Here is a 26201-nt window from a genome sequence, read left to right on the forward strand (position 1 = left end):
TTTAGTTTTTCAACACTATGAGCTCATAACCTTAATTCAAGGTTTATGAGCTTTTTTAATATTTAGTTCACCCTCCGTTCATTTAAGAATTTTAAGCTTAGGGTATTCAAAGAATGGAGGCGTTTAATATGAATCTTGCCTGGAAAGAAATGAAGAAAAATAAAGGAAGGTTTTTAATATTAGGCTCGATTGTTTTTCTTGTTAGTTTTTTAACTTTTATTATTTCTGGCTTGGCCAATGGATTATCACAGGATAATGCCGCTTTAATTAAAGATTTACCACAGGGGCAATTTTATATGGATGAAGATGCAGATCAAACTTATAATCTTTCAAAGATAGATCGTAGCATTCAAAATGAAATATTGAGCAATGAAAAAAATGCTGTAGCTTTTTCGATACAAATGGGCTTTTTAAATGATAAGGACAATAAGCAACAAAGCGTTGCCTTTACTACTTCTACAGCATCAACGTTATTTGCAAATGTGAAGCAAGGGGAAGTAATTTTAGATAGTTTTTTAAAAGACAAAGGGATTAAAGAAGGAGATACATTAACAAATAATCAATTTAATGGCAAGTTCGTTGTCAAGGGATTTGTAGAGCAAAAAAAATATAGTCATGCCCCAGTCGCTTATATTAATAAAGAAGATTATCAAGAAATATATCGCGTTGATGAAATGCAATTGATTTTCGTACCAAATGGAGATTCTTCAAAGGAATATACTGGATTACACTCATTCTCGAATAGAGAATTTCTTCAAACAATTCCAAGCTATAACGCGGAACAAATGTCTTTAAATATGATTGTATGGTTTTTAATCGTCATTAGTGGGATGCTATTTGCGATTTTTTTCTATATGATGAATGTCCAAAAAATTGGCTTGTATGGAATCTTAAAGGCCATTGGTTTGAAAACAAACAAATTATTCAAAATGATATGGATACAGATGGCTATCATTACAGTTGTTTCACTCATTTTGTCTGTAGGCCTAAGTCAGGCATTTAATATAATATCGCCAAAAGAAATGCCATTTACTTTAACGGTTATTACAACCATTCAATTATCGATTGTGTTTCTAATTATTGGATTTATTGGTGCTACAATTTCAGGAATGCAAATTAAAAAAGTTGAACCATTACAAGCGATACAGCAAGGAGAGGCTTAATATGACTTTATTAAAAATCAATGGAATTAGAAAAACATTTACAAATGGGGAGATAGAGGAAGAAATACTAAAGGGAATAAATCTTTCTCTAAAAGAAGGGGAAGTAACGGCAATGGTTGGTGCTTCTGGATCTGGTAAGAGTACGCTTCTAACAATAGCTGCTGGACTTCAACCTACATCAGATGGGCAAGTTATCTTTGAGGGGAAAAATATGTCCATCATGAGCTCTGAAGAGGTTCGAAAAGTACGGGCAAGTAAATTCGGGTTTGTTTTCCAGTTTGCATATCTTGTACCATTTCTTACAGTTGAGGAGCAGCTACAGTTAATGCTAGATGTTTCAGAATCCAAATTAAAGAAACAGGAACAAAAAAATGAAGTGAATCGAATACTTAAATTAGTAGGGATGGATCATCGAAAAATGGCTTATCCTTCCTCCTTATCAGGTGGAGAGAAGCAACGCGTTGCTATTGCCCGGGCAATAATTCATAAACCAAAAGTTCTATTTGCAGATGAGCCAACTGCAAGCTTAGATTCAAAAAAATCAGAGGAGGTTATGTTACTTATTAGAGATTTAACTAAAACATTAAACATTACTACTTTAATGGTGACACACGATGAAGAAATGCTCGTTTATACGGATCGTATTATTAAAATGACTGACGGTGTCATTTTGCAAGATGTTATTTAGATTAAAGGATAAAAAGCCATAACCATATAAAGTCGATTTGCCACAAAAACGTGATGCAAATCGATTTTTTAGTTTTCAAATCAAACAATATATAAAGTTAATTTTTCAATACCCTCTGTGCGTTTTGATAAACAGGCACCTTTGGATAATGTGGAGTTGATTTCCGTTAATGATGGATTTTTTTATAAGTCTAGTGTTAAGTTACCAAATCACCAAACAAATGAAGCATATTGTAGAAGGAAGGAGGTGATTTGACATGGCGTTTGTTATTGCCTTATTGATTGTATTAGCAGGTTTAATAGCAGTATTCCAATTAAGCGAGGGAAGATCAGAAAAAGGAAAATTTATCGTTTGGGGCATTATTACAATGATTGTATTTGCACCATTTCTATCTTTCTTAATTGGTGTAACGTTTGGAATGATGGCTAGAAATGGTTGGGCTATATCGATGATGATGTTTTTATCTCCTGTTATTTTTATTATAGGACTTATTATATTACTATTAGGTATATATAAGAACAATGAAGAGGAACATAAATAACTAGCTATTTATCTCTTAAATGGGGTTAATTCGTTCAGTGTTTTCGTTATCTTAACTAACAAGGTAAAAAACCGCGAGACTCCTGTGAATTGTTTTTGCGATAAAGTATAAATTGTAAAATATAGTGAAGGAGACATAAGCCTCCGATCCAATATTTTTTTCACTCGTTTTTTGAATAGCATAGCGGTTTTTTACCATTTAAAATGATTACGTTAATCGTGCATTTCGGCTTACTTTACAGACCATTCTCATTAACACCCTGTGTAACGAAGGGAAAAGTGTAAAGACAATATCCATTGTTTTACGCATTGGCATTGGACAAATAATTGGCTTATTTTTGTGCACTCCTGCAAGAGCGATTTTTGCTAATTGCTGTGGTGACATCATTTTTTGCTTTTTCAATTGCTTGGACATTGCTGTTTTGTCAATATTAATAGCTGTTGCTTTATCAAAAATAGGTGTATCAACAAAAGTTGGACATAAGGTGCTTACCTTGACACCATATTCCTCTGCCTCATAGTGAAGTGATGTTGTTAAGCCTACAACAGCATGCTTTGTCGTTGAGTATGCCGCAGAAATAGGAGACGGCCCTAATCCTGCTGCTGATGACGTATTGATAATATGTCCAAACCCTTGTTCTTTCATGATTTGATAGCCAACTTGTGTACCATAAACAACGCCCCACAAATTTATATCCACAATGTCTTGCCATTTGTCTATCGACATATCGTAAATTTCACCATACATTGCTATACCAGCGTTATTGAATAAATAATCTAATCTTTGAAATTCCTTATATACATTTGTAATAACGTGTTCAACACTTTTGTAATCGGTTACATTCAATTCAACAAATCTAGCATTTAAGGCATCTTTATTTAGTTCTGCCTCTAGAAGATGCCCATCTTGTTTGTTGATATCTGCAATAAATACAAATACATGACGATCTACTAGCTCTTTACAGATAGCCTTTCCTATACCTGATACACCACCAGTAACAATCGCAACCTTTCTCATAGTCATCACCTCTCGTATGAATTTCTAATGAACAGTAACTTCCTGCAATAGAAGCTGTTCAATTACAGTTGTGTATTGATCCACGACTAGTTCTGCTCCTTTACTATTTAAATGAACACCATCCAAAGTAAAATGTAGCCCTCTTTTTTGAGATAATCGATCAATTCGCAAAGGATCTTTATAAAACAGTACATCTTTCATCACTTTCAGAACATTAGTGTTAATATAATCTGAGCTATCAACTTGTTCCAGGTGACTTTCAAAAACCTTTTGCATATTTAAAAAACTAACATTTGCATACTTAGAAGAGATAGAATGAATAATGGAGGAAAGCTCTTTTAATTCCATATTTGAAGCATTTCTTATTTCCTCTCCTACTAAAGCGGGTGTTACTAAAACTACATGTTTCGAAGATGCTAAAATCATTTCTAAAACATTTACATAGTTTTCTTTAAATTCTTGATGATCTTTTGTTACTGGCTGTGCCTGCACTTTCAAAAGCTTGGCATAAACATCATTAACACCAATCCAAAGAAAGCTAAGGTCATAATAACTAGCTAGTTTCGATTTCTCTAATCGCGTCTGTAGGCTTTTAACTGTTTCGCCTGGTTTACCAAGATTATCAAATTCTAAATGTGGATGTTTTGCTGTTAATTGTTTAAAAAATGAAACCCCTGGTCTTCCTTCTGTTAAGCTGTCTCCTAAACAGGCAATTTTCATTTATACCCCACCTTTTTTGATTTCTTTTAAAAAAATGGTAATTGCTTGTTGAAAAAGTGGCTCTAACTCTTTAAGCTCTTGAGTATTTGTAAGCTGACATAAGCCTCCTAGCCAAGTGCCTAGTAGAATTGTCCATTCATCAATATTTCCATGAATAAATTCTCCTCTATCAATTCCTTCTTGAAGTATTGCACGATAAGCACCCATCGGTACAACCGCTAAATTGAATAATTGCTGTATGGATTCAGGGCTAGATTTGGGATTGGCAGCTAGTTCTTGCCCAGATCTTAATAAAGGTGTTTGGTAATGATAGAGAACATGCATAGCCATGCCATATAATTTTTCTGTTGCTGTGGAGTAGGTAATTTCCTTTTCCAGCCATTTGCTGTGCCAATCTTGCATTGTTTGTTGCGCTAAAAGAACAAAAAGCTTTTCTTTGTTTTCAAAATGGTAGTAAATATGTCCCTTGCTGTAGCCTGAAGCGGTTGAAATATCTCCAACTGATGTTTGATTATAGCCTTTTTGAGAAAACAAACTAACCGCATGTTCCATAATTTCAACTTTTGCTTTCTCGCTATCATAACGTCTTTTGCTCAAGAATTTTCTCCTTTCTAACATTTGAACGATTGTTCTAATTTGATTATACAATAATTTACTAATTAATAAATAGGTAAATTCCTAAGTCATTATGTTGTCACAATTGATTAATGCTGGAACTTTAGTCGAAGGGGAAACATTAGGTATGGAAGTCTCTAACTTATGTCGATGGGCTGAAGGAAATATTGACCAAATTGTTGAACTATAAAATTAGTACTTTTAAAAATCAGAAGGGGGAATTAACGCTATGGGGAGAGTAATCGGATTTGAATTAAATAGCCAGGAGCCTGAAAAAGCAGCTGAATTTTATGCTAAGGTTTTTGGTTGGGAAATAGCTACACCTCATTGGAATTATTGGGCTTTAACGACCGGGGATGATAAAAAGCTAGGAATTAACGGTGGTATTGGAAAAGGACCGCATGATTTCCCTTTTGGAACACGTATTCAAATTAAAGTTGATTCTATCGATGAAGCAATTTCTAAAGCAAAGGAAAGTGGCGCCATTATTGTTCGTGACAAAATGGAGTTCGATGAATTTTATCTTGCCTATATGGTAGATCCAACTGGGCTTGGCTTTGGCATCATTCAAAACAAATAATCTAAATGATTGTAGGGGCTTGGAAAAAATGATTAATGGAGAAAGCGAGGGGGAGTCATGAAACAGATATTGAAAATAGCATGTGTACTATTACTAGCTGTTTGTTTAATACCACTAAAGGATGTACATGCAACAAGCTTTAAAGATGTGTCTGATGATAATACTTTGATTACGGAAATTGATTACCTAGTGGAAAAAGGAATTATTAATGGTTATCCAAATGACCTTTTTAAACCGAATGCCTATGTAACAAGAGCGCAGGCGGCTGTTATGTTATCACGCGCTTTAGGATTGCAAACAGCAAATGTGAAGGATCCAAAGTATCAGGATGTCCCGACTACACATGCCTATTTTAAAGAAATTGCAGCAGTGCACAACTATGGCATTTTCGATTCGGCGCAGAAATTTAATCCAGAGGCTACTCTTTCAAGAGGGGACATGGCTATTGTGCTGCAAAGAGCATTTAAATTAAAGGAATCTGAGCGATACTATTTTTCAGATGTGACAGAAAAGACGAAGGGCTATAAGGAAATTTACACAATAGCAAGTAAAAATATAACAAGACGCTATACGGATGGCTCATTTAAGCCTGATTTACCTTTAACACGAGCTCACTTTTCAGCATTTTTGGCTCGCGCATTAACATTATCGAATTCAGATCTTTTAAAAGATACTAAATATGACTACATATATTCATATTATTCGTTGAATGATAAGAATCGCTATACATTAAAATATGAATATAGTCATAATAACAATAAGAACGATGTATGGACAATAACTGATTTAAATTCAAACGAGTTATTTGATGAAGAGTATCTATTAAGTGAGGGTCTTCATTATGCTCAGGGATTGGCGAGTAATGAAAGTACACATTATGATATATATTTCTCACTACCGATTAGAATTGGTGTTATTAGACATGAAGATGATGGCGGAGTTATTTCAGGAATACGAATTACTGTTAAAGCGACAGATGGCACTGTTCGAGCAGGTGGTGTCAATTATAATAATGTCATTGTACTAGAGGAAAAATCCGTTTACAGTGATAATGTATGGACATATTACTTTGTTGATGGTATCGGTTTAGTTAAAGAGCTTTACAATTATGAGGTTATTTACGAGCTTCTTGATCGTACAAAAAATTAACTCTTCCCTACAGAAAAAGCAAGTCTTCTATAATAAGGAGGCTTGCTTTTTTGTCATGAAGCATCTAATCCAATGAAATATGAAAAAAACGATGAAGGGCTTGTAGCCATTCTTTTTCATTCTGAGTTGTATAGGTTGTTAGGGATTGTCCCTCATATATTCGGAATTCATTGTTAAGCATTGTATGTCGACCACGAGGAGTACGAATCATAGCAATTTTATTTTTTTGTTTTGAAAGTCTTGGAGCGAACTTTGCATCATTTGCGTCATCTAAAAAACTATAGAGTAAACGCCAATTATATTTTGTTTGTTCATACAGCATCCAGCCATTTACATTGTCTTGTTCAATTTTATAAAGTTCGTTACCTTCGCGATGTTGATGACCTGCTATTAGTGGAACGGGCTTACACGGAGCTAGTGCACCTACGCCAACATCAGTGATATATGATTGTCCAGCGTAATTGACGAGCAATAGCTGATGCATAGGTACATCCTCGATAGGTGTATCTGCTTCAAGATTACGCCAAAACTGTGCATATCGGTTTGTCACTGAATAGCCAAGCTCACGAAGAAGCCAGCTAAATAAAATATTTAGTTCAAAGCAATTGCCTCCGCGCTTATGAATGATTATTTTTTGAAAAATATCAGGAATAGAGAAGGAGATGCCTTTTTTCAAAACAACATCTAAGTTTTCATACGGGATTAAATTTAAATGATTTGTTTGTAACTGCCCAAGTAATTTAATAGTCGGCTCAGTTAAAGGACCTTGAAAACGAATATGTTTCAAATACTGTAATATTTGTGAATTCATATACTATCGCCTCACTTCCTTATTTATTAACATAACCGAATTAGCTTGAGATTACACGTATAATCTTTTTAAAAGAAAATAATAGAAAAGTAGATAGATAACTAGTAAAATTTAAGTATTAGCTACTATTTAGTAAACTATTTTCCAATTAAGTTCACAATAAATTATTGTAAGGTAGGTATATAAATGACAACAATGAAATGGATAGAAGTCAATTCGTATGATGAAATGAGCAAAGTGGCAGCAAATATTTTTACTAAGCAATTACAGGAAAAGCCTACAAGCATTTTAGGACTAGCAACTGGTGGTTCACCTGTTGGAATGTATGAGGAGTTAGTAAAGCGACAACAAGCTGGACAGGTTTCATTTAAAGATGTTATCACGTTCAATCTAGACGAATATGTAGGTTTGGATCAAACAAGTCCAGCTAGTTATTGGACATTTATGCATGAGCAATTATTTAATCATGTAGATATAAAAGAAGAAAATATACATTTACCAAACGGCAAGGCAGAGGATTTAGCTGCGGAGTGTATAGCGTATGATGCTCGAATTAAGGAAGCAGGGGGCATTGATTTACAGCTTCTTGGTATTGGCGTGAATGGACATATTGGCTTTAATGAACCAGGCACACCCTTTGAATCGCTCACGAACATAGTCGAACTTACTGAATCAACCCGTACTGAAAATGCAATTTATTTTGATGATCCTAAGGATGTTCCGACACATGCCATTACAATGGGAATTCAATCGATTATGAATGCCAAGGAAATCGTGTTAATTGCATTTGGTGAAAAAAAGCTAGAGGCAATTGAACGATTAAAAAGTGGAATCATCAATGAAGATTTCCCTGCAAGTCAATTACTAAATCATCCAAATGTAACGGTTATTTACGGCGGAACAAAATAGATGCCTAGCGTAGAACTCAATTTAATTGGAGTCTACGCTTATTTAAATGGATAGAAACAATAAACTGCTGGATAGATCTCTTGTACCAATGGATAGAATCACTAAATCGATGGATAGAATTAAAATTCAGCTCACTTTTCTGCCTGATACGATGACCCCTGCAACAACAGCAAGTCCTCCAACAATTTGAAAGGCATGAAGCTTTTCATCAAGAAACAGTACTGCAAATATGGAAGCGAATACAGGGATGAAGTTTAAATAAATACTTGCCTTATTTGCACCTAACTGTACAACCCCACTATTCCAGCTTAAAAAGGCAACAACGGATGCGAAAATTCCAACATAGAGAATGGCTGCTATTGATGACCACTGCCAATGAATCGAATTCGTAAGCGTAGCGGTTTCATAGATATAAAATGGTAATAACATAATGGCTCCAGTAAAAATGGTTACTAGGAATGTCGATTGCCCTGGTAAGCGTTTGGCGTAATGCTTAATGAGGAGGGAATAAATACTCCAGCAGAAGACTGCGATAAGTACAATTAAGTCCCCTTTATTAAATGTAAAATCAACTAAGCTTGCAATGGAGCCTCCTGAAATAATGAAAGTGACACCACTAAGTGATAAAGCAGTTCCAAGCAACTGATATTTTGATAGTTTTTCCCTCAAAAAAATAAAGGATAGTATGTAGATCATAATCGGTGTTGATGAATTCATTAAAGATGCATTAATAGACGTTGTATAGTGCAGACCGATATAAACAAGGGTATTAAATGCTGCAACACCTGTTAGAGATAAAATAATAACGATTGGCCAATTTGCCTTGAGCATATGCCATTCATGCTTTAAACTCCGATAAGCAATGGGGAAAAATACGATGAAGGCGACACACCATCTTAGAAAGGCTAGTGTAAGAGGTGGGATATCTCCACTAACTGCACGTCCAATAACAAAATTACCACCCCATAAAAGAGTTGCAAGCATTAATAACAAATATGGTGGGATTTTCATGTTGCAATGACTCCTCTACAGTAAGAATATTATGGATAATTATAGCCACTAACGCCATGAATAATCAATGCCCTCCTTATAATCAGTATGCTAGAATAAGAAAAAAGGGAGGAGAAATTCTGATGAAAAGCACCGTACCACATTTGCAAAAGGGAGATACAGTTGGCTTAGTGGCTTTGTCGAGTCTAGTGGAACCTGAAAAGCTAGGAGAGGCACTATCTTTTCTTGATGATTTAGGTCTTCACTATATTATTGGGGATACGATTCAAGAAAAGCATGCTTATTTAGCAGGTAGTGATGAGATGCGACTAACTGATCTTCATGAGATGGTTAGAAATCCAGAGGTCAAGGCTATTTTCTGTGTGAAAGGTGGCTATGGCTCTGCACGTATTGCTGAGAAAATTGATTATGCTCTATTAGAGGAACATCCAAAAATTTTCTGGGGTTTCTCTGATCTTACATATTTACATTGTGCAATTAATGAATATGCTAATTTAGTAACGTTTCATGGACCTCTACTAATGTCTGTTGGAAGAATTGATGAGCTATCAAAAAAGATGTTTTTACAGTTATTTTCACCAATTGAAATACAATATACTGAAGAAATTTCACCATTAACAACAATTGCAAGTGGTGTAGCCCGTGGGCAAATTATTGGAGGAAATTTACGTCGTCTTGTAAGCTCAATAGGGACAAAATTTGAAGTTAGGACAGAGGGTAGAATTTTACTGATAGAGGAGATTGCAGAGTCCATTCCACGAATAGATTCGATGCTGCAACAATTAAAGCAGGCAAGAAAGCTTGAGCAGTTAGCAGGAATTGTGATTGGTTCCTTTACGCAGACAGGAGCAGATGAAGCAGCACTTCTTATGTTGATGAAGGAGTATTTTGGAGAGTTAGGAATTCCTGTTGTAGCAGGCTTTAAAATCGGACATGATACAACAAATATTGCCATTCCATTAGGGGCTGATGCCATTTTGGATGCACAGGAAAAGGTACTAAAAATTTTACCTGGTGTGCATTAAGAAAGCACTCTGCATTTGGGCGTTAGTCCCTTATGTAGAGTGCTACTTTATTATTCTTAGTAGGGCTCTGCATCATGTCCATTATTAATTGCATCCTTAGGAGCATCGTCACCATCAATATTGCCGAGAGGCTTTGATGTAGATGAGTTTTTTTCAGCCTTTTGTAATCCTTCCTTTAGCAAGCGACCATATTCTTTATCGGCTTCCTCTGCTAAAGCAATCATAGCCTTTTGAATAGCCATATTACATACGGATAAATCACGAATTAAGTTTTCAAGAAGCTCGTCTCGCTCCCACTGCTCAAAATTCCGATACGTTTCGCCAGCCTGTTTAGTGTTGCTTTGACGATCAATAGACTCCCGTACAAGTTCGCCGTCTATATGTGGTGTATATTCTATGCCTGTTTGGGTTGCTTCCTTTAATCCATTAAGCATAGAAGGCTCATAATTAATATGTGGATTTTGTCCAGGTGCTAAATCACGTTTATACATCATTTGACCACCATTTAGATTAGTGGCTACTCGTTTTTTAGGAGCATTAATTGGTAACTGAAGATAATTTGTCCCTACACGATGACGCTGAGTATCAGAATATGAAAAGGTGCGGCCTTGTAGCATTTTATCATCTGAGAAATCCAATCCGTCTACCAGTACACCTGTACCGAAAGTTGCCTGCTCAACCTCAGCAAAATAATCTTCAGGGTTTTTATTTAACACCATTTTACCCACTGGATACCACGGGAATTGATCATTCGGCCAAAGTTTTGTATCATCTAATGGATCAAAATCTAGCTCAGGATGCGGTCCGTCCTCCATTATTTGTACATTTAATTCCCATTCAGGAAAATCACCCTGTTCAATTGCATCGTATAAGTCCTGTGTAGCATGATTAAAATTCTTCTTTTGAATCTCCTCAGCTTCTCTTTGGGTTAAATTTTTAATACCTTGTAAAGGCTCCCAGTGATATTTGATAAGGACAGCTTTGCTCTCATTATTCACCCATTTATATGTGTTAACACCAGAGCCTTGCATCATTCGATAATTTGCAGGAATACCCCATGGAGAATAAACGAATGTGACCATATGGAAGGTTTCTGGTGAGCTTGCGCAAAAATCAAAAAAGCGTTCTACATTCTGAATATTTGTAATTGGATCTGGCTTAAAGGCATGAATCATATCTGGGAACTTCATCGCATCACGTATAAAGAAAATCTTTAAATTATTACCCACTAAGTCCCAATTCCCATCCTCTGTATAAAACTTTACAGCAAAGCCTCGTGGATCTCGTAAAGTCTCTGGAGAATGCCCACCATGTATAACGGTTGAAAAACGTACAAAAACTGGTGTCTTTTTCCCCTTATCTTGAAAAACCTTTGCTCTTGTATATTTAGAAATAGGCTCATTACCAACAACACCATAGGTTTCAAAGTAACCATGTGCCCCTGCACCACGAGCATGTACAACTCGTTCAGGGATTCTTTCACGATCGAAATGGCTCATTTTTTCTAAAAAATCGTAATTTTCTAGTGTAGCAGGACCACGATTACCGACAGTTCTTAAATTTTGATTATTGGTAATGGGGTGCCCCTGTCGATTCGTTAAAGTTGTATCATCTTGTTGTGTTGAATCATTTTGATTTGTCATTGTTTGACCCCTTTCTTTTGGATATCCACATTCTGTCCTTTAGTAGGGCAAACTAGACATAAAAAAGCTCTCCTACATACAAGATGTAAGAGAGCTTTTGGATGGTGTTTTCAAAAAATAATCAAGTTAGCTGAGTATAGCCTTTGCCTATAGTTGGTTATCGGTCATCGGTCATACGGTAACAGGTCACATGTTATTGGTTTTTTCAAAGTTTGCTTCAAAAAGCGAAATTGAAAACAACGCATCCAAGATGGAGTACAATTCGACTCCATACATCTATTGTATACAGTTTCAAGGGATATGGAAAGCCTTAACAGCAAGAGGACTAAAGGTGATATAAAATATTGTAAATTAGTTAATAAATACTATGGAAATATTAGTATTAGTTTATCATAATTGTAATGTGCGAATACGGAAATATTTTATAGAAGAATAATTTCGATTTGTATATTTAGTAATATGGAAATGAATTTAGGGGGAAATAAGTTAATGAAGAAGGCTTTGTTTTTACTACTAGCCCTAATGCTAGTTGGATGCTCTGGCGAAGGAGCCGAGAAGGAAAAAGAGAAGAATGTAAAAGAAGAAGAGGTAGTACAAGAAGAAAAAATTGTTCCAGTAAAATATGATGAGGTAGATACTGAATCGAAAGCTGCTGTAGAAAAATTTGTTCAAAAATACAATGTCAGAGTTGATTTATATAAACAGGATGCAGAGAACTCTATAACATTAGAGAAAATTCCTGAGCCAGTAACTAGTGATTTAATGAAAGAGGACGACATCCTTTCACAAACTTTATTGGAAGCGGACTTTATAAAATATAAGGGTCATTATAAAATAGTGGCTAAATATAATGAGGATAAAAAATTAATTGGCTATAATATTTCCGTAGAAGGTAGCCCTGCTAGTGAGGTAAGTGAAGAGGGTGACGAATGGGAAGAAGGATTTTTATCAGCAATGTCAATTACTGATGCAATTGGCTTAGATTTAGATAAAAATGAAGAAGAATTAGGTAAAGCTTTAGATGAAGAGAAGAAAAGTCATACATATACTGATTCTAATTATAATATAACTTTCCTTTTAGCTGATCTGGATTTAGGGCAATTTGAAGTTAATTATGATTTAGCTAACTAGAGAAGAGTTTTTCATAAAGTGCCCCAAAAGTTATAAATTTAACTTTTGGGGTGTTTTAGTTTAGAAATATCGAGAGTCATCGAAGTTAATAGTAACACTATAGTTTTTTGAGTTGATTAGATTTGATAATTTATGGGCGTCTTTTTCTAGTTGAATGGCACGCTCACGATATGCATCTGGCTCATACATAGCAATCTCATAAAGCATTGTATTTTCACCATAACCCATTCGTACACTTTCTTTTTCATGCATACTAAATTGTTTGCAAAGCTCAGCGTCTGCACGGAGCTGTGTTGCGAGCTCGATAGCTTCTACTAAAGCCAATGTTTCACCCTTAAATTCTACTGAATTATTGATATTTGCTTCATAGACTAATCGATCTAATGTACGAGCATCGAGACGTACTTGAGCTAATTCTTCCTCAATGGTCTTCATTGCACGATTACTTGTTTTTGGGGTTTGTCCCTTCTCCACAGTTACAAAGGCACTACGATGTAATTCACTAATAAGCTCTTGAACTTTTTTTCCTAGAATACTTTTAAGTTTAACGGCTTCCGCAAGATTAATCATTCAAACACGTCCTTTTTATAGTGTCGTTGCTGGTACTACGTTTGTTAATAGGGTTACTTTATAGTCGCCTCCATGAATTTGGTTAAACATTTTCCCTGCTGAGGCTAAGAGCTTAGTTGCATTTTCTTCTGTTAAGGATGGTCGAAGGTAGAAAATCTGTAGTGCCTCAGTCGTCTCTTCTGAAATAGAAGTACGCTTAGAATCGACAAATGGTGAACCGAATGCTCCTTCTGCATCATAGCTATAAAGAATATTATTTAATGAATTAAAGCGTCCATTTAAGCCTTCATAGCCAGTATCTTCATTGCCCAATGCAATTTCTATATCTCCTTGTAGTTTATCTACATCATATAAGCCTACTGGAATTTCATATTGGAGGGAAAAGAAATTATTTAAATCTACACCTGAATGGTAGGGTGTTAAATAATTTTGTTTACTAATACGACGCATTAAGCTTTCTGCTGAGTGACGGTATCGATTTGGATCAGCACCAAGCTTTTTCCAGAGACGTCGCCATTCTGCAATTCCTTCACGTTGCGTAACAGGATTCTCCTGCACTTCTAGATAGAGATTTTCTTGATACAATTGCATACGACCCTTAATCATTTGAGGCGATTCTGCTACAACAATTTTGGTATAATGGATAATGCCGAATTTAAGCTCGGGATGTTGTGTCAATAGGGATTGATTAATTGATATATCCATAAAACACCACCTACTTTATCTATTTCTATTATTGTATCATGTAAGGAGTTGGAAATAAAATGAACATACATGACCTGCAACATGAGTTTGTAGCGTATGCAATGTCCATTGGTATAGACAAAATTGGCTTTACAACAGCAGCTCCATTTACAGAATTGAAAAATCGACTGCGCCGCCAGCAGGAACTTGGCTATCAGTCCGGCTTTGAGGAAAGTGATATTGAAAAACGAACTGAACCCCTACAATTGTTAGATGGAGCAGAGAGTATAGTAGCGATAGCTGTAGCCTATCCGTCGCGTATGCAGAATGCACCTGTTGGCAAAAAAGGAGCAAGACGCGGGATTTTTTGCCGTGCTTCTTGGGGAATCGATTATCATACAGCCTTACGTGAACGATTGACATTACTATCGGCTTGGCTAAAAGAGCGAGTAGAGGGTGTCCGTATCGAATCAATGGTGGATACGGGTGCTCTAGTTGATAGAGCAGTTGCTGAACGTGCGGGAATAGGCTGGAGCGGGAAAAACTGCGCCATTATTACACCCGAATTTGGTTCCTATGTCTATTTAGGAGAGCTTGTCACAAACATCCCCTTTGCACCAGATAAGCCTATGGAGGATGAATGTGGAGACTGCCGCTTATGTTTAGATGTTTGTCCAACAGGAGCGTTAATAGATGGAGGGCAACTAAATGCTCAGCGCTGTATTGCCTTTTTAACGCAAACAAAGGGAACACTGCCTGATGAGTTTCGCACACATATTGGCAATCGATTGTATGGCTGTGATACATGTCAGACCGTATGTCCGAAAAATAAAGGCAAAATCAATTGGATACATGAGGAATTTAAACCAGATCCAGAGCTGGCCAAGCCATTGCTGACGCCTCTTTTGAAGATTTCAAATCGTGAGTTTAAAGATAAGTTTGGACATATTTCTGGCTCATGGCGGGGGAAGAAGCCCATTCAACGAAATGCTATATTGGCCCTTGCCCATTTTAAAGAAGAAGCGGCTGTACCAGATTTAATTGCACTTCTAGAAAAGGATGATCGTCCTGTTATTCGAGGGACAGCAGCATGGGCTTTAGGTAGGATAGGCGGGAAAGAAGCCCATTCCGCATTATTTCAGGCGAAGGATAAGGAAAGTAACGAAGAGGTACGCATTGAAATCGACAAAGGGTTACAATTTTTTAATAGGGTGGATGAGTGAATATCTCTCAGGATAACTTGATAAAGGGAGCACTTCATGTGAGGGTGAACGCTTGAAAAGTGTGGTAAACCGTTCAATTTTGGGGAGAAATCGCTCAAAAAATTAATGACAGAGAAGCACCAACCTAACAGTGGGATTTAAGATAAGAATTACTTTTACATTTGAAATTTTTAATAAGGAAGTGTACCTTATGCCATTGCATATCGTTTTATATCAACCAGAGATACCAGCAAATACAGGTAATATTGCACGTACCTGTGCCGGAACAAATACCTCACTACATTTAATTCGTCCTCTTGGCTTTTCTACAGACGATAAAATGCTGAAGCGTGCTGGGTTAGATTACTGGCATAGTGTCAATGTTGTGTATCACGATTCACTAGAGGATTTTTTAGAAGCATCAAAAAATGGTGATGTTTATTTAATTGAAACATATAGTGAAGAGCCATTCACAACACATGATTTTAGTGATAGAGACCGCGATATTTATTTTATGTTCGGAAAAGAAACAACAGGTTTGCCAAAGGATTTTGCTTACGAGCGTCGACATATGTGCTTGCGAATTCCACAGAGTGAGCATGTACGTTCACTGAATCTGTCGAATACAGCGGCTATTGTTATATATGAAGCATTACGGCAACAAGGTTACCCAGGGCTACATTAAAAAAGGCAGTTCTCCATCATGTGAGAACTGCCTTTTTTGGATAGCACCTTAAAACTGACGGATAGAATCCAAAAGTGGATGATATAATTCAAAAACTGACGGATAGAATGTCCTTCCTAAAATTTTAATAAAATTTTATTACCAGCAGGGTCCTCTGTTTGGAAACCCCCAGCTATATCAGTAACAGGAGCACCAATAGCACGAAGATTTTCTTTCATTGTTGCTACTTGTTGTTCATTATCTAAACGCAAAGAAAAGGTTTTTAAGCCGACTTGATGTTCACCAAGTTTTGGCGCATTTTCTGAGTACCAAGTATTTAAGCCGATGTGATGGTGATAGCGGCCTGTAGAAATAAATAATGCTTGTGTGCCATAGCGTGTGACAATGTCAAAACCTAATCCTCTTGTATAAAATTCCTCTGCTTCTGTTAAGTTAGATACAGATAAATGAATATGACCCATTACTGTACCAGTAGGAAGTCCACTCCATGTATCATTACCTTCAGCTAATATCGATTGAATATTAAGTGGTTCAGTAACCATATGCACTTGGTTAGAATGCCAAGTCCATTTATCTTCAGGTCGATCAGCATAAATTTCAATGCCATTTTTATCAGGATCACTTAAATAGAGCGCTTCACTGACATCGTGGTCAGATGCCCCAAAATATACACCATTTTTATGAAAATGACTAATAACATTTGCTAAATCACGACGTGAGGGCAATAGAAGTGCGAAATGGTAAAGTCCAGTAGTAAATCTCGTTTTTTCTTCTACAGTTTCAGGTTGAACGATTGTTAGTAAAGCTGTTTTTCCATCTGCAGTTAAAGTGGCTTTATGGGATTCTTGTTGTAAGACTTTAAAGCCAATAACCTCCTGATAATAGGTTAATGAACGTTGTAAGTCGCTCACTTTAATTTCAACATTAGTGACATAAGTGTTTGGTTTTTCATGAAAATGCATAATGACCCCTCCATATATTAAAAAGTTATCTTTTGTTATCAACTTACTTTATGTAAGTAAGTTTATTTTAAAAAGTACATAAAGTCAAGAATTTTATTTATCTTCATTCAGCAAATGTTTTTGTATTGAAAGCAAATCGACAGATGTTTTATGCGTGAAAGCGTAGCGGCAGCTACAATTACGCCAAGGCGAAATAAAAAAGAGAAGTACCTGAAGTGGTTCTTCTCGTGGAATATAAGGAAAATCACTAAGCAATTCATATGCTTAGTGATTTTCTAGAGGTATTATTTGTCTGATTTGTAGTCGCCTTCGTAACCAGCAGTGAAAATAGCAGATAAGAATGCAATAGTTACACCAAGAATTAATATTAATTTCATGGAAGAACCCTCCTCATGTTTATAAAGACATCTTCATTTAGTATAGCTTATCTACTAGAAAAATAAAATGACATAGTGAAATAAAATATGGCAGAAATGGTTCAGTCATATTAATTTAGGGAACACTATTAGAGAGGTGATGATAATGGAAAAAAAGGTTCCGAATATCGAAAACGGCACAATGGCTAGAAATTTTAAAGATTTGCATGATTTAGGAAAGCAGATGGAGCATTTACGTGATGGCTTAGAGCTAGTGGAGGACGAACGTATTCCAGATCCTATCCAAGTAGATGACCCTGAAGAAGAGAAAAAGGACTAGGTTTTTTAATGGCGTAGATATGACCTCTCAAGAATTTTCCTTATTTTCTTAAAACCAATTTTTTGTATAATGGAACTAGGAAAAGAAAGGGGTTGTTATTCTTGAATTTACAATCAACAAAAACATTAACAAATGGTATAGAAATGCCTCGCTTAGGTTTAGGTGTCTATAAAATGATAGAGCGTGATGAAACATTGCAAGCTATTGATAAAGCACTTAAATTTGGTTATCGAGCAATTGATACCGCTTCTCTTTATGGTAACGAAGAGGAAGTGGGCAAAGCCATTCGCTATTCAGGTGTTAAGCGTGAGGATATATTTGTTACAACAAAGGTTTGGAATAATGACCAAGGTTATGATGAAACGTTACGAGCTTTTGAAGTGTCGTTAAAAAAATTAAATATGGATTATTTAGATTTGTATTTAACACACTGGGCAGTACCTGAAACATTTGAAGAAACGTATCGAGCCATTGAACGTCTATACGATGAAAAGTTAATTCGGGCAACAGGTGTTTCGAATCATCATGAGCATCATCTACAAAAGCTATTAGCAAAAGCAAATATTCAGCCGATGGTTAATCAAGTTGAGGTGCATCCATATTTACAGCAAAATGATTTAAGAGCTTACTGTAGTGAGCATGATATTGCTGTGACTGCATGGTCTCCACTAGGGCGTGGCGGTGTGCTCGATAACACAGTTATTACAAGGATTGGACAAGAAATTGGCAAAACAGCTGCTCAGGTAGTACTACGCTGGCATTTACAAAGAGATACCCTAATTATTCCTAAATCTGTTACACCAAGTCGTATTGAGGAAAATGCACAGGTTTTTGATTTCGAGTTATCCTTAGCACAGATGGATCAAATAGCTGCTTTAAACCGTAATGAACGCTTTGGGCAGGATCCAGATAATTTCAAATTCAATTTTTAACTATTTAAATTTAGCTAATCCTGCTCTTCTAGATAAGAGGGCACTAAAAAGCTAACTTTTTTATATTAGAAATCTGTCTTTTGTTAAATTGGAAAATTAAAAAAAGTCGATTTGCACCATATTGAAGCAAATCGACTTTTTTAGTTATATTATTTTGATTCTTTTACATAAGGAATATAGTTAGAAAGCATTTTTGCCATATGAGCACGTGTAGCGTTATTGCTTGGCATAAACTTACCATTTGAACCGCTAACAATCTTTAAGTCTTTCATAAGTGCAATTGCCTCTTGAGTTTCAGTGTTGTATTTGGCAATATCACTGAAATCAGCTTTTAGTCCAGCTTTTGCATCATGTTGAAGATTGTATGCACGAGCAAACATTAATGCAAGTTGAGCACGAGTTACTTTTGTATTAGGATTGAATTTACCATTTACACCTTTAACAATGCCTGCTTCGGCAAGAGCAGTGATTTCCTTTTGTGTTGCAGGATTTACATGTCCAAGATCCGTAAATGTTGTTTTGCCTTTTGCCTCAAGCTTTAATGCACGTGCGATAAATGAAGCTGCCTGAGCACGAGTTAAGTTAGCATTTGGAGAATATGTTGTTGCAGTCGTACCATTTGTTAAATCACGGTAATAAAGATCACGTACATAGCCCTCTGTTTCTGAGCCTTTTGCGATGTCAGTAAATGGAATTGTTGCAATAATACGTCCTTCAACTTTTGGATCAACATTTTTCAATGTAGTTAAGTGTTCGATAAACATTTCATAATCAATTGTACCAGGCTCACTTACACGGCCATCAGCATAGGCTTTTTCAAGTGTTTCGTAGCCGTCTCCACCTTTAGCAGTAAAGGTATTCGTTGCAGCTTTATAGTATGTTGCTTTGTCTAGCTCTTTACCATTTAATTTAATAGATTTTACACGTTTACCAGCTGGAGCTTTTCCATCAAATTCTACTTGTAAGCCAGAGAAGTGTAGGAAGCCGCCAGATTCTTTTGGAAACTCTTTTACACTATGTTCGGCAATGTCATAGATTTCAGCCCCTGTTAGTTTAACGATACCAAGTGCATTACCGAAAGGCATGACAGTCATTACTTCACCAACTGTAATATCTCCCGCATCAATGCCTGCACGGATACCACCGCCATTTTGGAAGGCAAATTGTACTTCTGGGTCAATTTTCTTGGCACCCGCCAGCATACCATCTGTAATTAGGTTTCCAAGGTTTGTTTCACCAGCACGAACGCCCCAAAGACCACGTTTACCATCCAATACTGAAACAGCTGTATTACCTGTAGATTGTTGTTTAACAGCAGTAATTTTGTCTGTATATGGAGCTAAAATTTTAGCTGCTTCAGGGTCTGCTGCAACCGGATTATCTTTATCGTTTAAAGCGTGTAATTGACCAAAGTATTCAACAACAGCACCATTATCATCAAACGTTAAATCAAGCTCACCTAAATTCTCACTATATTGACCTGTTTGAACGATAATTGTAGGATTTTTAAATGATGTTTCTGCTTTCACAGCTTTGTCTAATTTAGTATGTGTATGGCCACCAACAATTACATCAATACCTTCTACTGCTGCCGCTAGTAATTGATCGTTATCGAAATCTTTTGAATCATCGAATCCTAAATGAGTCACAGCAACAATTTTATTAACACCTTGTTTTTCAAATTCTGCTACTGCTTTTTTTGCAGAGTCGATATAATTGGCAAATTGCACATTAGCAACGCTTGAAATAGAAGGAGTTTCTTCAGTTGTTAAACCAAAAATACCAACTTTTTCTCCATCGACATCTTTAATAATACCGTTATAAATTTTACCTTTTTCGAAGTCTTTTGTGACAGTTTTAAACTGTAAGCCATCAAATAAAGAATCCTTTGAAAAGTCTAGGTTTGCGCTTAATATTGGGAAATCGGCTCCCTTTACAAATTTAGCGAGTGCAGCATGTCCCTCTGGGCTTGACCCTAAATCAAACTCGTGGTTTCCAAAAGTCATGGCATCATAACCCATTAAGTTCATTAACTTCATATCAACTTCTCCAGAGAATTGATTGAAGTAGAGTGTACCTGAGAAAACATCACCAGCATCTAGTAGAAGAGTGTTAGCGTTTGCAGCGCGAAGCTCCTTTACTTTTGTAGCACGCTGTGGAGCAGCTTCAACATGTGCATGTGTATCATTGGAATGTAAAATTGTTAGTTTGAAACCATCCTTTGTAGCTGCAGGTGCTGTTTCCGCTGCATGAGCTGCAAAACCTGGAGTTGCTAATAAACTAGCAACTAGAGTTGTTGCTGCAATACTTTTAACCCATTTCATCAATGAATTCCTCCCTCATAATATGTCAGATGACTGACAATTTACTCTTATTCTATCATGAAAGAAATTCTTCGTCATTACCATTAATGGTAAATGTATATTAAATTTGTTGTAAAAAATAGATTAAGAAATATCAAATAATATATTTATACTTTTTTTGAAGTATAAGTAAAATTTTTACCTCAAAAAAGCGCGGGAAATCAACCTTTTTGATTTCCTGCGCTTTTTAAGATTTTGAGCAACTCACTAAACCTAAGCAAAGGATTACTGTTTGTCCTTTACAACAATTTGCTTATTTAAAAATGGATGTTCAAATTCTAATTGGATGGCATGAAGCTCATAGTCTCCACTTGCTGTTTCTCTTGCACCATACATTGTATCACCAATAATAGGATGCCCAATATAAGCTAAATGTACTCGAATTTGATGTGTTCTACCTGTTTCAAGGATGAGATGGACAATACAAGAACTTTTAAAGCGGGCTACTACCTCATAGTGGGTGACTGCATGCTGACCAGTTTTGGAGACAACACGTCTTGTTGCGTGATGCCGATCCTTCCCAATGGGTTCAGTGATTGTACCTGTAGAAGCTTGTAAATTTCCTTGTACCTCTGCAGCGTATGTGCGAATAATAGATTTTTCTTCAATCATACGATCAAAGATTGACTTTGCAAGAGGATGCTTTGCCACCAGCAATAAACCTTGTGTGCCTCTATCCAGTCGATGGACATGCTCTGCATAAACCCCACCTTGCTTTTTAATATGTGCCATAACATGGTTCATACAAGTATGAGTATCACGAGCATCATTTGGATGTGTTGACATACCTTTTGGTTTGGAAACAATTAAGCAATGGTCATCCTCATAAATAATATCAATTGCACATACTGGTGTAGGCTGATAATTGGATGAAGGTATCGGAAACGAAAATTTTAAAATTGTACCTGGTTGAAGTGGGGCTTTCCATTGAACAGGCTCATTGTTCACTGTTGTAATTGCTTTTGACATTCGTAATTCATGGACTAATTTTTTACCAAGTCGCCAATGATTACGTAGCAGTTCCTCAATAGTTAAATCATCTTCATTAATTTCATAATGAAACATAAATCATCCTCCGTAGAAAAAACCGTATTCCAATTGTAGAACACGGTCTCTTAATTATTTTGCAGCTTTTACAGCCTTCATTACATAAAAGCTTGCCCCTGCAATTAAAATAAATGCAGTTAGTGCTAAAAATGGGATTGTGATAAAGCCTAACCAATTAATATATTGACCAGTACAGGAAACAAGACCACAAGAAGGAGCGGTATCTGCTAAAAAACTAAGCTTTTGAATTCCGTAATGATAAAGAGATACACTGCCACCCATAATGGCAAAAACAGCTGTTGTAGCTGCAATACGTGCATTTTTTTGTATAAAGGCAATTGTTGTCATAATGACAATTGGATACATGAAAATACGCTGAATCCAACACATTTTACAAGGTTCATAGTGACGAATTTCAGAAAAGTATAAGGACCCTAGTGTTGCAACGACAGAGACAATCCAAATAAATAATAAACCATTTTCTACTTTTTTAGACATATCTATTCTCCCCTTTATTAAACCATATCCTTGTACGATTATAGTTCTTCTAGTTTTATAAGTAAATTAACTTACGCAAAATAAGGCATAACTTTTTAAAAGAATTTCAGTCTAAAGTATGAACGGGTCAGGCAGACGTTTGAGACTTTGAAATGTTATCATTAACATTAGTAATGCCGAAGAAGAGGTGTTTTTGTGAGAGAGAATGAGCATTCAAATATCAGTATTTTAAAAGAGATTGCAGAGCTATTAAATGAAGAAACTGAAATAGTGACAATGCTAAAGGGTGCACTTGTGAGATTTTTAAATGGGACAAATTTTGAAACAGGCTGGATTTTTTTTATCAATGAGAAAGGACGATCAGAGCTTGTTGTACACGAAAATTTACCAGATGCATTGGAATTCAAAAACTGTCATTACTTAAAAAAGGGAGGCTGCTGGTGTGTTTCCCGCTATCGTAATGAGGAATTAAAAAAAGCCTCCAATATTATTGAATGCCAGCGCATTGAAAGTGCGATTGCAGCGAATGTCGGGGATCATGAGGGTATTACACACCATGCTACAGTGCCTCTTCAGTCAGGACAAGAACGTTTTGGGGTCTTAAATGTTGCCTCAAAGGATAAAGTGCGTTTTTCTGAGGAGGAGCTAGCTTTACTTGAATCTGTTGCTTTTCAGATGGGGTCAGCTATTAAGCGAATTTTACTGACAAAGCAGGAACAAGAAATGGCACTCGTAAAGGAGCGTAACCGTCTAGCTAGAGATTTACATGATTCGGTTAATCAGCTGCTTTTTTCAGTTACTCTAACAGCGAGAGCCGGTATTGAAATGACGAATGATCAAGCTATTAAAGAAACATTTAAGGAAATTCAACATTTAACACAGGATGCCTTAACGGAGATGCGAGCATTAATTTGGCAGCTTCGTCCAAAGGGCTTAGAAAATGGTTTGCTTGAAGCGATTAAAGTATATGCTGAAATGCTCGGCTTAAAGTTGCATGTAACAGTTTCAGGTGTATTGCAATTCCCCTCTCGTATTGAAGAAACGTTATTTCGGGTAGCACAAGAAGCACTTAATAATGTACGTCGTCACGCAGGTGTGCTGGAAGCAGCATTATATATAACAGTTACATCTACAGACATTTTGCTTGTGATTCGTGATGAGGGACGAGGCTTTGTCATAGATAATAACACGAAGTTACTTTCAATGGGTTTGCAGTCAATAAAGGATCGTGCAAAATCAGTTGGCGGTGCAGCTGACTGGGTTAGTGAAATTGGCAAAGGAACAGAGCTGTTAATCCGTTTGCCATATTAGGAGGGAAGAAAATGATACGTGTATTAATTGCAGATGATCACCATGTAGTACGTCGTGGATTATTATTTTTTTTAAAAACGCAGAAAGACATTGAAGTGGTAGGGGAAGCAAAAAATGGACTGGAGGCAGTTGCTTTAGCAGAAAGCATACAACCAGATATTATCCTTATGGATTTAGTCATGCCTGAAATGGATGGTATTCAGGCTACTAAGCGCATTAAAGCGAAATTGCCACAAATTGAAATTTTGATGCTTACAAGCTTTTCGGATCGGGATCATGTCGTTCCAGCTATGGAGGCAGGTGCCGCTGGTTATCAATTAAAAGATATAGAACCTGATGAGTTGGTATTGTCTATTCGTCGAATAATGCGTGGCGAAAATACTCTTCACCCAGAGGCCACATCAACGCTAGAAATGGATCGACAAGAATCTGAAAATGCACCTCATGCATTAAACCCACTAACACCTCGTGAACAGGATGTACTTGCAGAGCTAACAAAAGGGAAAAGTAACCGAGAAATTGCTTCCTCCTTATTCGTTACAGAGAAAACTGTAAAAACCCATATATCTAATATTTTCACGAAGCTACAGGTGCAGGATCGAACACAGGCGGCTCTTTATGCTGTAAAGCACGGACTGACAGAGGGTAGTGGTGTGTAAAAGGTAAATTAAAACGGCGAGTTCCTACAAATATGTAGTAGCCCGTCGTTTTTTTATCTTCATTCAGCAAATGTTTTCTGTAGCGAAAGCGAAGCGACAGCTACAGATGGCTTTTGTATCGAAAGTAAAGCGGCAGATGTTTTATGCGCGTAATCGTAGCGGCAGCTACAATTACGCCAAGGCGACATTGATTGTTTATTTTTGAATAAAAAATTTATTTGTAATTTCTAGTAATGTTGAGCTCGGCGAAAGGCCTAAATCTTCTTTTAATTTTTGTTCATAGTCTTGAAATACCCTGTATGCCTGTTCGTATAGCCCAGTGTTTATTAAAATGTGTAAATAGTGTTGAAGTTTTTGTTCATTATATGGGTCAAAATCTAGTAGGCTATTTAAGAATTCAAGTGCCTTTGACGTATCCGTTAAGATGGAAGCTTGAAAACCTTTTTCTAATAAATCTATGTATGATTTAGTCAATTTATCTTTATAGGCTGTGGCCCATTCATAATCGTCAAAAATAAGAAGCCCATTTTTATAAATGGAAATACATTGATTAATTAAGGAAATAGGTGGAAACTCCTGCTTTGAAAAATCATCATAATATCTTTGAAAATCATATAAGTCGCAAAGAATATTAGGCTTTTCAAAGATATAATATTTATTGGAAAATACTATACAGTTCGCATAACCTATATTGCTTAAGGTTTTTCTTAAATAAGATAAAGCTGTATGAAGATTCGATTTTGCCCGTACATAGTCTAACTCAGGCCAGAGAATTTCTATTAAATAATCACGGTGAATAGGAATGTTTGGATGTAAAATAAAATATACAAATAATTCCTTTGTTTTCTCCGTTTTGAAGGCAATTAAACTATTGTTGCTATAGGCAGCAAATTGATCAAAACATTGAACGTTTAGCATCGTTTTCGAAGCCTTCTGAATGAGTTGCTGTATGGAATATTCATGCTCAATTCGAGCAATAGCCTTTTCTAAACGAGCATGATTAATTGGTTTAAGTAAATAATCAAGCCCTCCGATATCATATGCCTGTAATGCAAACTCTTGATGGGAAGTTATAAAAATAACACTAACATATGGACGCTCCGTTTTGACGATATCAGCTACTTCTAGTCCAGTCAGTTCATTGAGCTTTACCTCTAAAAAAATTGCCTCAAATTCTAATGTTGGAAGCTCCTGAAGAAATGTCTCTACACTAGTAAAGGTTTTCATCACCTGTATTTGCTGAAATGCTTGTAGTTTATTTTGAAAATAGTGTAAAGCTAGTGGTTCATTGTCTATTAAAACGGCTCTAATCACATCAAAATCTCCTTTTTACAATTAAATTGAAAACCATTAAACTCTAGTTCATTGTGTTTGAAAAGGCTTCCTAATATATAGTGAGCACTAAATAAGTGAATTTCACTTAAAAATAAAAATTTGACACTAAGATTTAGTACTCGTAATTTTACTTTTCATAATCCTATTGAGGTTTCATAAAAACAAAGCACTAAATTCTTTGCCACAAATAGATACTATAGTTTTCAGCGCTCTATAAAGAGGATGGAAGTTTTGTCTGTTGTGTTAAGAGAATT

General features: G+C 36.1%; 27 protein-coding genes. 14 read left to right on the forward strand and 13 right to left on the reverse strand.

Features of this window, described 5'->3' with window-relative positions; translation table 11 throughout:
• Positions 1-128 precede the first annotated feature (128 nt).
• The 3 genes from B2R82_RS21225 to B2R82_RS21235 all read left to right on the forward strand — a co-directional run bounded on the left by B2R82_RS21225 (position 129) and on the right by B2R82_RS21235 (position 2392).
• Entirely contained in the window at positions 129-1163 is a 1035-nt protein-coding gene (locus B2R82_RS21225) for an ABC transporter permease (RefSeq protein WP_286926907.1), read from the forward strand.
• A gap of 1 nt (position 1164) precedes the next feature.
• The gene (locus B2R82_RS21230) at positions 1165-1851 is read left to right on the forward strand and encodes an ABC transporter ATP-binding protein (RefSeq protein WP_286926909.1); all 687 of its coding nucleotides are present in this window, start codon (positions 1165-1167) and stop codon (positions 1849-1851) included.
• A 256-nt stretch (positions 1852-2107) separates the two neighbouring features.
• A complete protein-coding gene (locus B2R82_RS21235) occupies positions 2108-2392 on the forward strand; it encodes a hypothetical protein (protein WP_286926911.1) in 285 nt (94 codons plus the stop codon).
• Between the two features lie 207 nt (positions 2393-2599).
• Here the strand turns inward: B2R82_RS21235 and B2R82_RS21240 are convergent, their stop codons facing one another.
• The 3 genes from B2R82_RS21240 to B2R82_RS21250 are packed head-to-tail and all read right to left on the reverse strand — an operon-like array spanning position 2600 to position 4726.
• The gene (locus B2R82_RS21240) at positions 2600-3415 is read right to left on the reverse strand and encodes an SDR family NAD(P)-dependent oxidoreductase (protein WP_286927007.1); all 816 of its coding nucleotides are present in this window, start codon (positions 3413-3415) and stop codon (positions 2600-2602) included.
• An 18-nt stretch (positions 3416-3433) separates the two neighbouring features.
• Positions 3434-4129 (reverse strand): SGNH/GDSL hydrolase family protein, encoded by a 696-nt coding sequence (locus B2R82_RS21245; protein WP_286926913.1) that lies wholly within the window; start codon positions 4127-4129, stop codon positions 3434-3436.
• The gene (locus tag B2R82_RS21250; RefSeq protein ID WP_286926914.1) at positions 4130-4726 is read right to left on the reverse strand and encodes a TetR/AcrR family transcriptional regulator; all 597 of its coding nucleotides are present in this window, start codon (positions 4724-4726) and stop codon (positions 4130-4132) included. It lies immediately after the preceding gene.
• 247 nt (positions 4727-4973) lie between these two features.
• Between B2R82_RS21250 and B2R82_RS21255 the strand changes: the two genes are divergently transcribed.
• Complete coding sequence (locus tag B2R82_RS21255; RefSeq protein ID WP_286926915.1) at positions 4974-5324, forward strand: VOC family protein; 351 nt, start codon at positions 4974-4976, stop codon at positions 5322-5324.
• A 57-nt stretch (positions 5325-5381) separates the two neighbouring features.
• Positions 5382-6473 (forward strand): S-layer homology domain-containing protein, encoded by a 1092-nt coding sequence (locus B2R82_RS21260; protein WP_286926916.1) that lies wholly within the window; start codon positions 5382-5384, stop codon positions 6471-6473.
• Between the two features lie 64 nt (positions 6474-6537).
• Here the strand turns inward: B2R82_RS21260 and B2R82_RS21265 are convergent, their stop codons facing one another.
• Complete coding sequence (locus B2R82_RS21265) at positions 6538-7284, reverse strand: arylamine N-acetyltransferase family protein (protein ID WP_286926917.1); 747 nt, start codon at positions 7282-7284, stop codon at positions 6538-6540.
• Positions 7285-7479: 195 nt separating this feature from the next.
• On the opposite strand from B2R82_RS21265, the gene nagB reads away from it, so the two are divergent.
• A complete protein-coding gene (nagB, locus tag B2R82_RS21270; protein WP_286927009.1) occupies positions 7480-8193 on the forward strand; it encodes a glucosamine-6-phosphate deaminase in 714 nt (237 codons plus the stop codon).
• Positions 8194-8319: 126 nt separating this feature from the next.
• On the opposite strand, the gene B2R82_RS21275 is transcribed toward nagB, so the two are convergent.
• Positions 8320-9204 carry a DMT family transporter gene (locus B2R82_RS21275; protein WP_286926918.1) on the reverse strand — a complete coding sequence of 295 codons (885 nt, stop codon included), beginning with the start codon at positions 9202-9204 and terminating at the stop codon, positions 8320-8322.
• A gap of 122 nt (positions 9205-9326) precedes the next feature.
• On the opposite strand from B2R82_RS21275, the gene B2R82_RS21280 reads away from it, so the two are divergent.
• Complete coding sequence (locus tag B2R82_RS21280) at positions 9327-10229, forward strand: S66 peptidase family protein (protein ID WP_286926919.1); 903 nt, start codon at positions 9327-9329, stop codon at positions 10227-10229.
• A gap of 56 nt (positions 10230-10285) precedes the next feature.
• Here the strand turns inward: B2R82_RS21280 and B2R82_RS21285 are convergent, their stop codons facing one another.
• Positions 10286-11872, reverse strand: a complete 1587-nt coding sequence (locus tag B2R82_RS21285) for a catalase (RefSeq protein ID WP_286926920.1) — start codon at positions 11870-11872, stop codon at positions 10286-10288.
• Positions 11873-12361: 489 nt separating this feature from the next.
• Here B2R82_RS21285 and B2R82_RS21290 point away from each other — a divergent pair, with 489 nt between their 5' ends.
• A complete protein-coding gene (locus tag B2R82_RS21290) occupies positions 12362-13003 on the forward strand; it encodes a hypothetical protein (protein ID WP_286926921.1) in 642 nt (213 codons plus the stop codon).
• Between the two features lie 60 nt (positions 13004-13063).
• Here the strand turns inward: B2R82_RS21290 and B2R82_RS21295 are convergent, their stop codons facing one another.
• Together B2R82_RS21295 and B2R82_RS21300 are read right to left on the reverse strand one after the other, a co-directional pair.
• Positions 13064-13573 carry a hypothetical protein gene (locus B2R82_RS21295; RefSeq protein WP_286926923.1) on the reverse strand — a complete coding sequence of 170 codons (510 nt, stop codon included), beginning with the start codon at positions 13571-13573 and terminating at the stop codon, positions 13064-13066.
• A gap of 15 nt (positions 13574-13588) precedes the next feature.
• Complete coding sequence (locus tag B2R82_RS21300; RefSeq protein ID WP_286926925.1) at positions 13589-14278, reverse strand: B3/B4 domain-containing protein; 690 nt, start codon at positions 14276-14278, stop codon at positions 13589-13591.
• A gap of 59 nt (positions 14279-14337) precedes the next feature.
• On the opposite strand from B2R82_RS21300, the gene queG reads away from it, so the two are divergent.
• Positions 14338-15480 carry a tRNA epoxyqueuosine(34) reductase QueG gene (gene queG / locus B2R82_RS21305; protein WP_286926926.1) on the forward strand — a complete coding sequence of 381 codons (1143 nt, stop codon included), beginning with the start codon at positions 14338-14340 and terminating at the stop codon, positions 15478-15480.
• A 190-nt stretch (positions 15481-15670) separates the two neighbouring features.
• On the forward strand, positions 15671-16144 hold the full coding sequence (trmL, locus tag B2R82_RS21310) for a tRNA (uridine(34)/cytosine(34)/5-carboxymethylaminomethyluridine(34)-2'-O)-methyltransferase TrmL (RefSeq protein WP_286926927.1): 474 nt from the start codon (positions 15671-15673) through the stop codon (positions 16142-16144).
• 116 nt (positions 16145-16260) lie between these two features.
• Here trmL and B2R82_RS21315 read toward each other — a convergent pair whose 3' ends face one another.
• Positions 16261-17106, reverse strand: a complete 846-nt coding sequence (locus B2R82_RS21315; RefSeq protein ID WP_286926928.1) for a VOC family protein — start codon at positions 17104-17106, stop codon at positions 16261-16263.
• A 522-nt stretch (positions 17107-17628) separates the two neighbouring features.
• Here B2R82_RS21315 and B2R82_RS21320 point away from each other — a divergent pair.
• Positions 17629-17802: a hypothetical protein gene (locus tag B2R82_RS21320; protein ID WP_283869561.1), complete on the forward strand. Its 174-nt coding sequence runs from the start codon at positions 17629-17631 to the stop codon at positions 17800-17802.
• A 101-nt stretch (positions 17803-17903) separates the two neighbouring features.
• Positions 17904-18734, forward strand: coding sequence for an aldo/keto reductase (locus tag B2R82_RS21325; protein WP_286926929.1), 831 nt, complete (start codon positions 17904-17906; stop codon positions 18732-18734).
• Between the two features lie 149 nt (positions 18735-18883).
• Here B2R82_RS21325 and B2R82_RS21330 read toward each other — a convergent pair whose 3' ends face one another.
• From B2R82_RS21330 to B2R82_RS21340, 3 genes are all read right to left on the reverse strand, one after another.
• Complete coding sequence (locus B2R82_RS21330; RefSeq protein WP_286926930.1) at positions 18884-21058, reverse strand: 5'-nucleotidase C-terminal domain-containing protein; 2175 nt, start codon at positions 21056-21058, stop codon at positions 18884-18886.
• Between the two features lie 264 nt (positions 21059-21322).
• A complete protein-coding gene (locus B2R82_RS21335; RefSeq protein WP_286926931.1) occupies positions 21323-22162 on the reverse strand; it encodes an RluA family pseudouridine synthase in 840 nt (279 codons plus the stop codon).
• 54 nt (positions 22163-22216) lie between these two features.
• Positions 22217-22642, reverse strand: a complete 426-nt coding sequence (locus B2R82_RS21340) for a disulfide oxidoreductase (RefSeq protein WP_283869557.1) — start codon at positions 22640-22642, stop codon at positions 22217-22219.
• A 195-nt stretch (positions 22643-22837) separates the two neighbouring features.
• On the opposite strand from B2R82_RS21340, the gene B2R82_RS21345 reads away from it, so the two are divergent.
• Both B2R82_RS21345 and B2R82_RS21350 read left to right on the forward strand, forming a co-directional pair.
• Positions 22838-23953 carry a GAF domain-containing sensor histidine kinase gene (locus tag B2R82_RS21345; RefSeq protein ID WP_054771988.1) on the forward strand — a complete coding sequence of 372 codons (1116 nt, stop codon included), beginning with the start codon at positions 22838-22840 and terminating at the stop codon, positions 23951-23953.
• A gap of 11 nt (positions 23954-23964) precedes the next feature.
• Positions 23965-24612 carry a response regulator gene (locus tag B2R82_RS21350; protein WP_283869556.1) on the forward strand — a complete coding sequence of 216 codons (648 nt, stop codon included), beginning with the start codon at positions 23965-23967 and terminating at the stop codon, positions 24610-24612.
• 195 nt (positions 24613-24807) lie between these two features.
• Here the strand turns inward: B2R82_RS21350 and B2R82_RS21355 are convergent, their stop codons facing one another.
• On the reverse strand, positions 24808-25926 hold the full coding sequence (locus B2R82_RS21355; RefSeq protein WP_286926932.1) for a response regulator: 1119 nt from the start codon (positions 25924-25926) through the stop codon (positions 24808-24810).
• Positions 25927-26201: the final 275 nt, after the last annotated feature.

Origin of the sequence: Lysinibacillus sp. UBA6686 (assembly GCF_002455205.1) — a bacterium.
Taxonomy (GTDB): domain Bacteria; phylum Bacillota; class Bacilli; order Bacillales_A; family Planococcaceae; genus Lysinibacillus; species Lysinibacillus pakistanensis.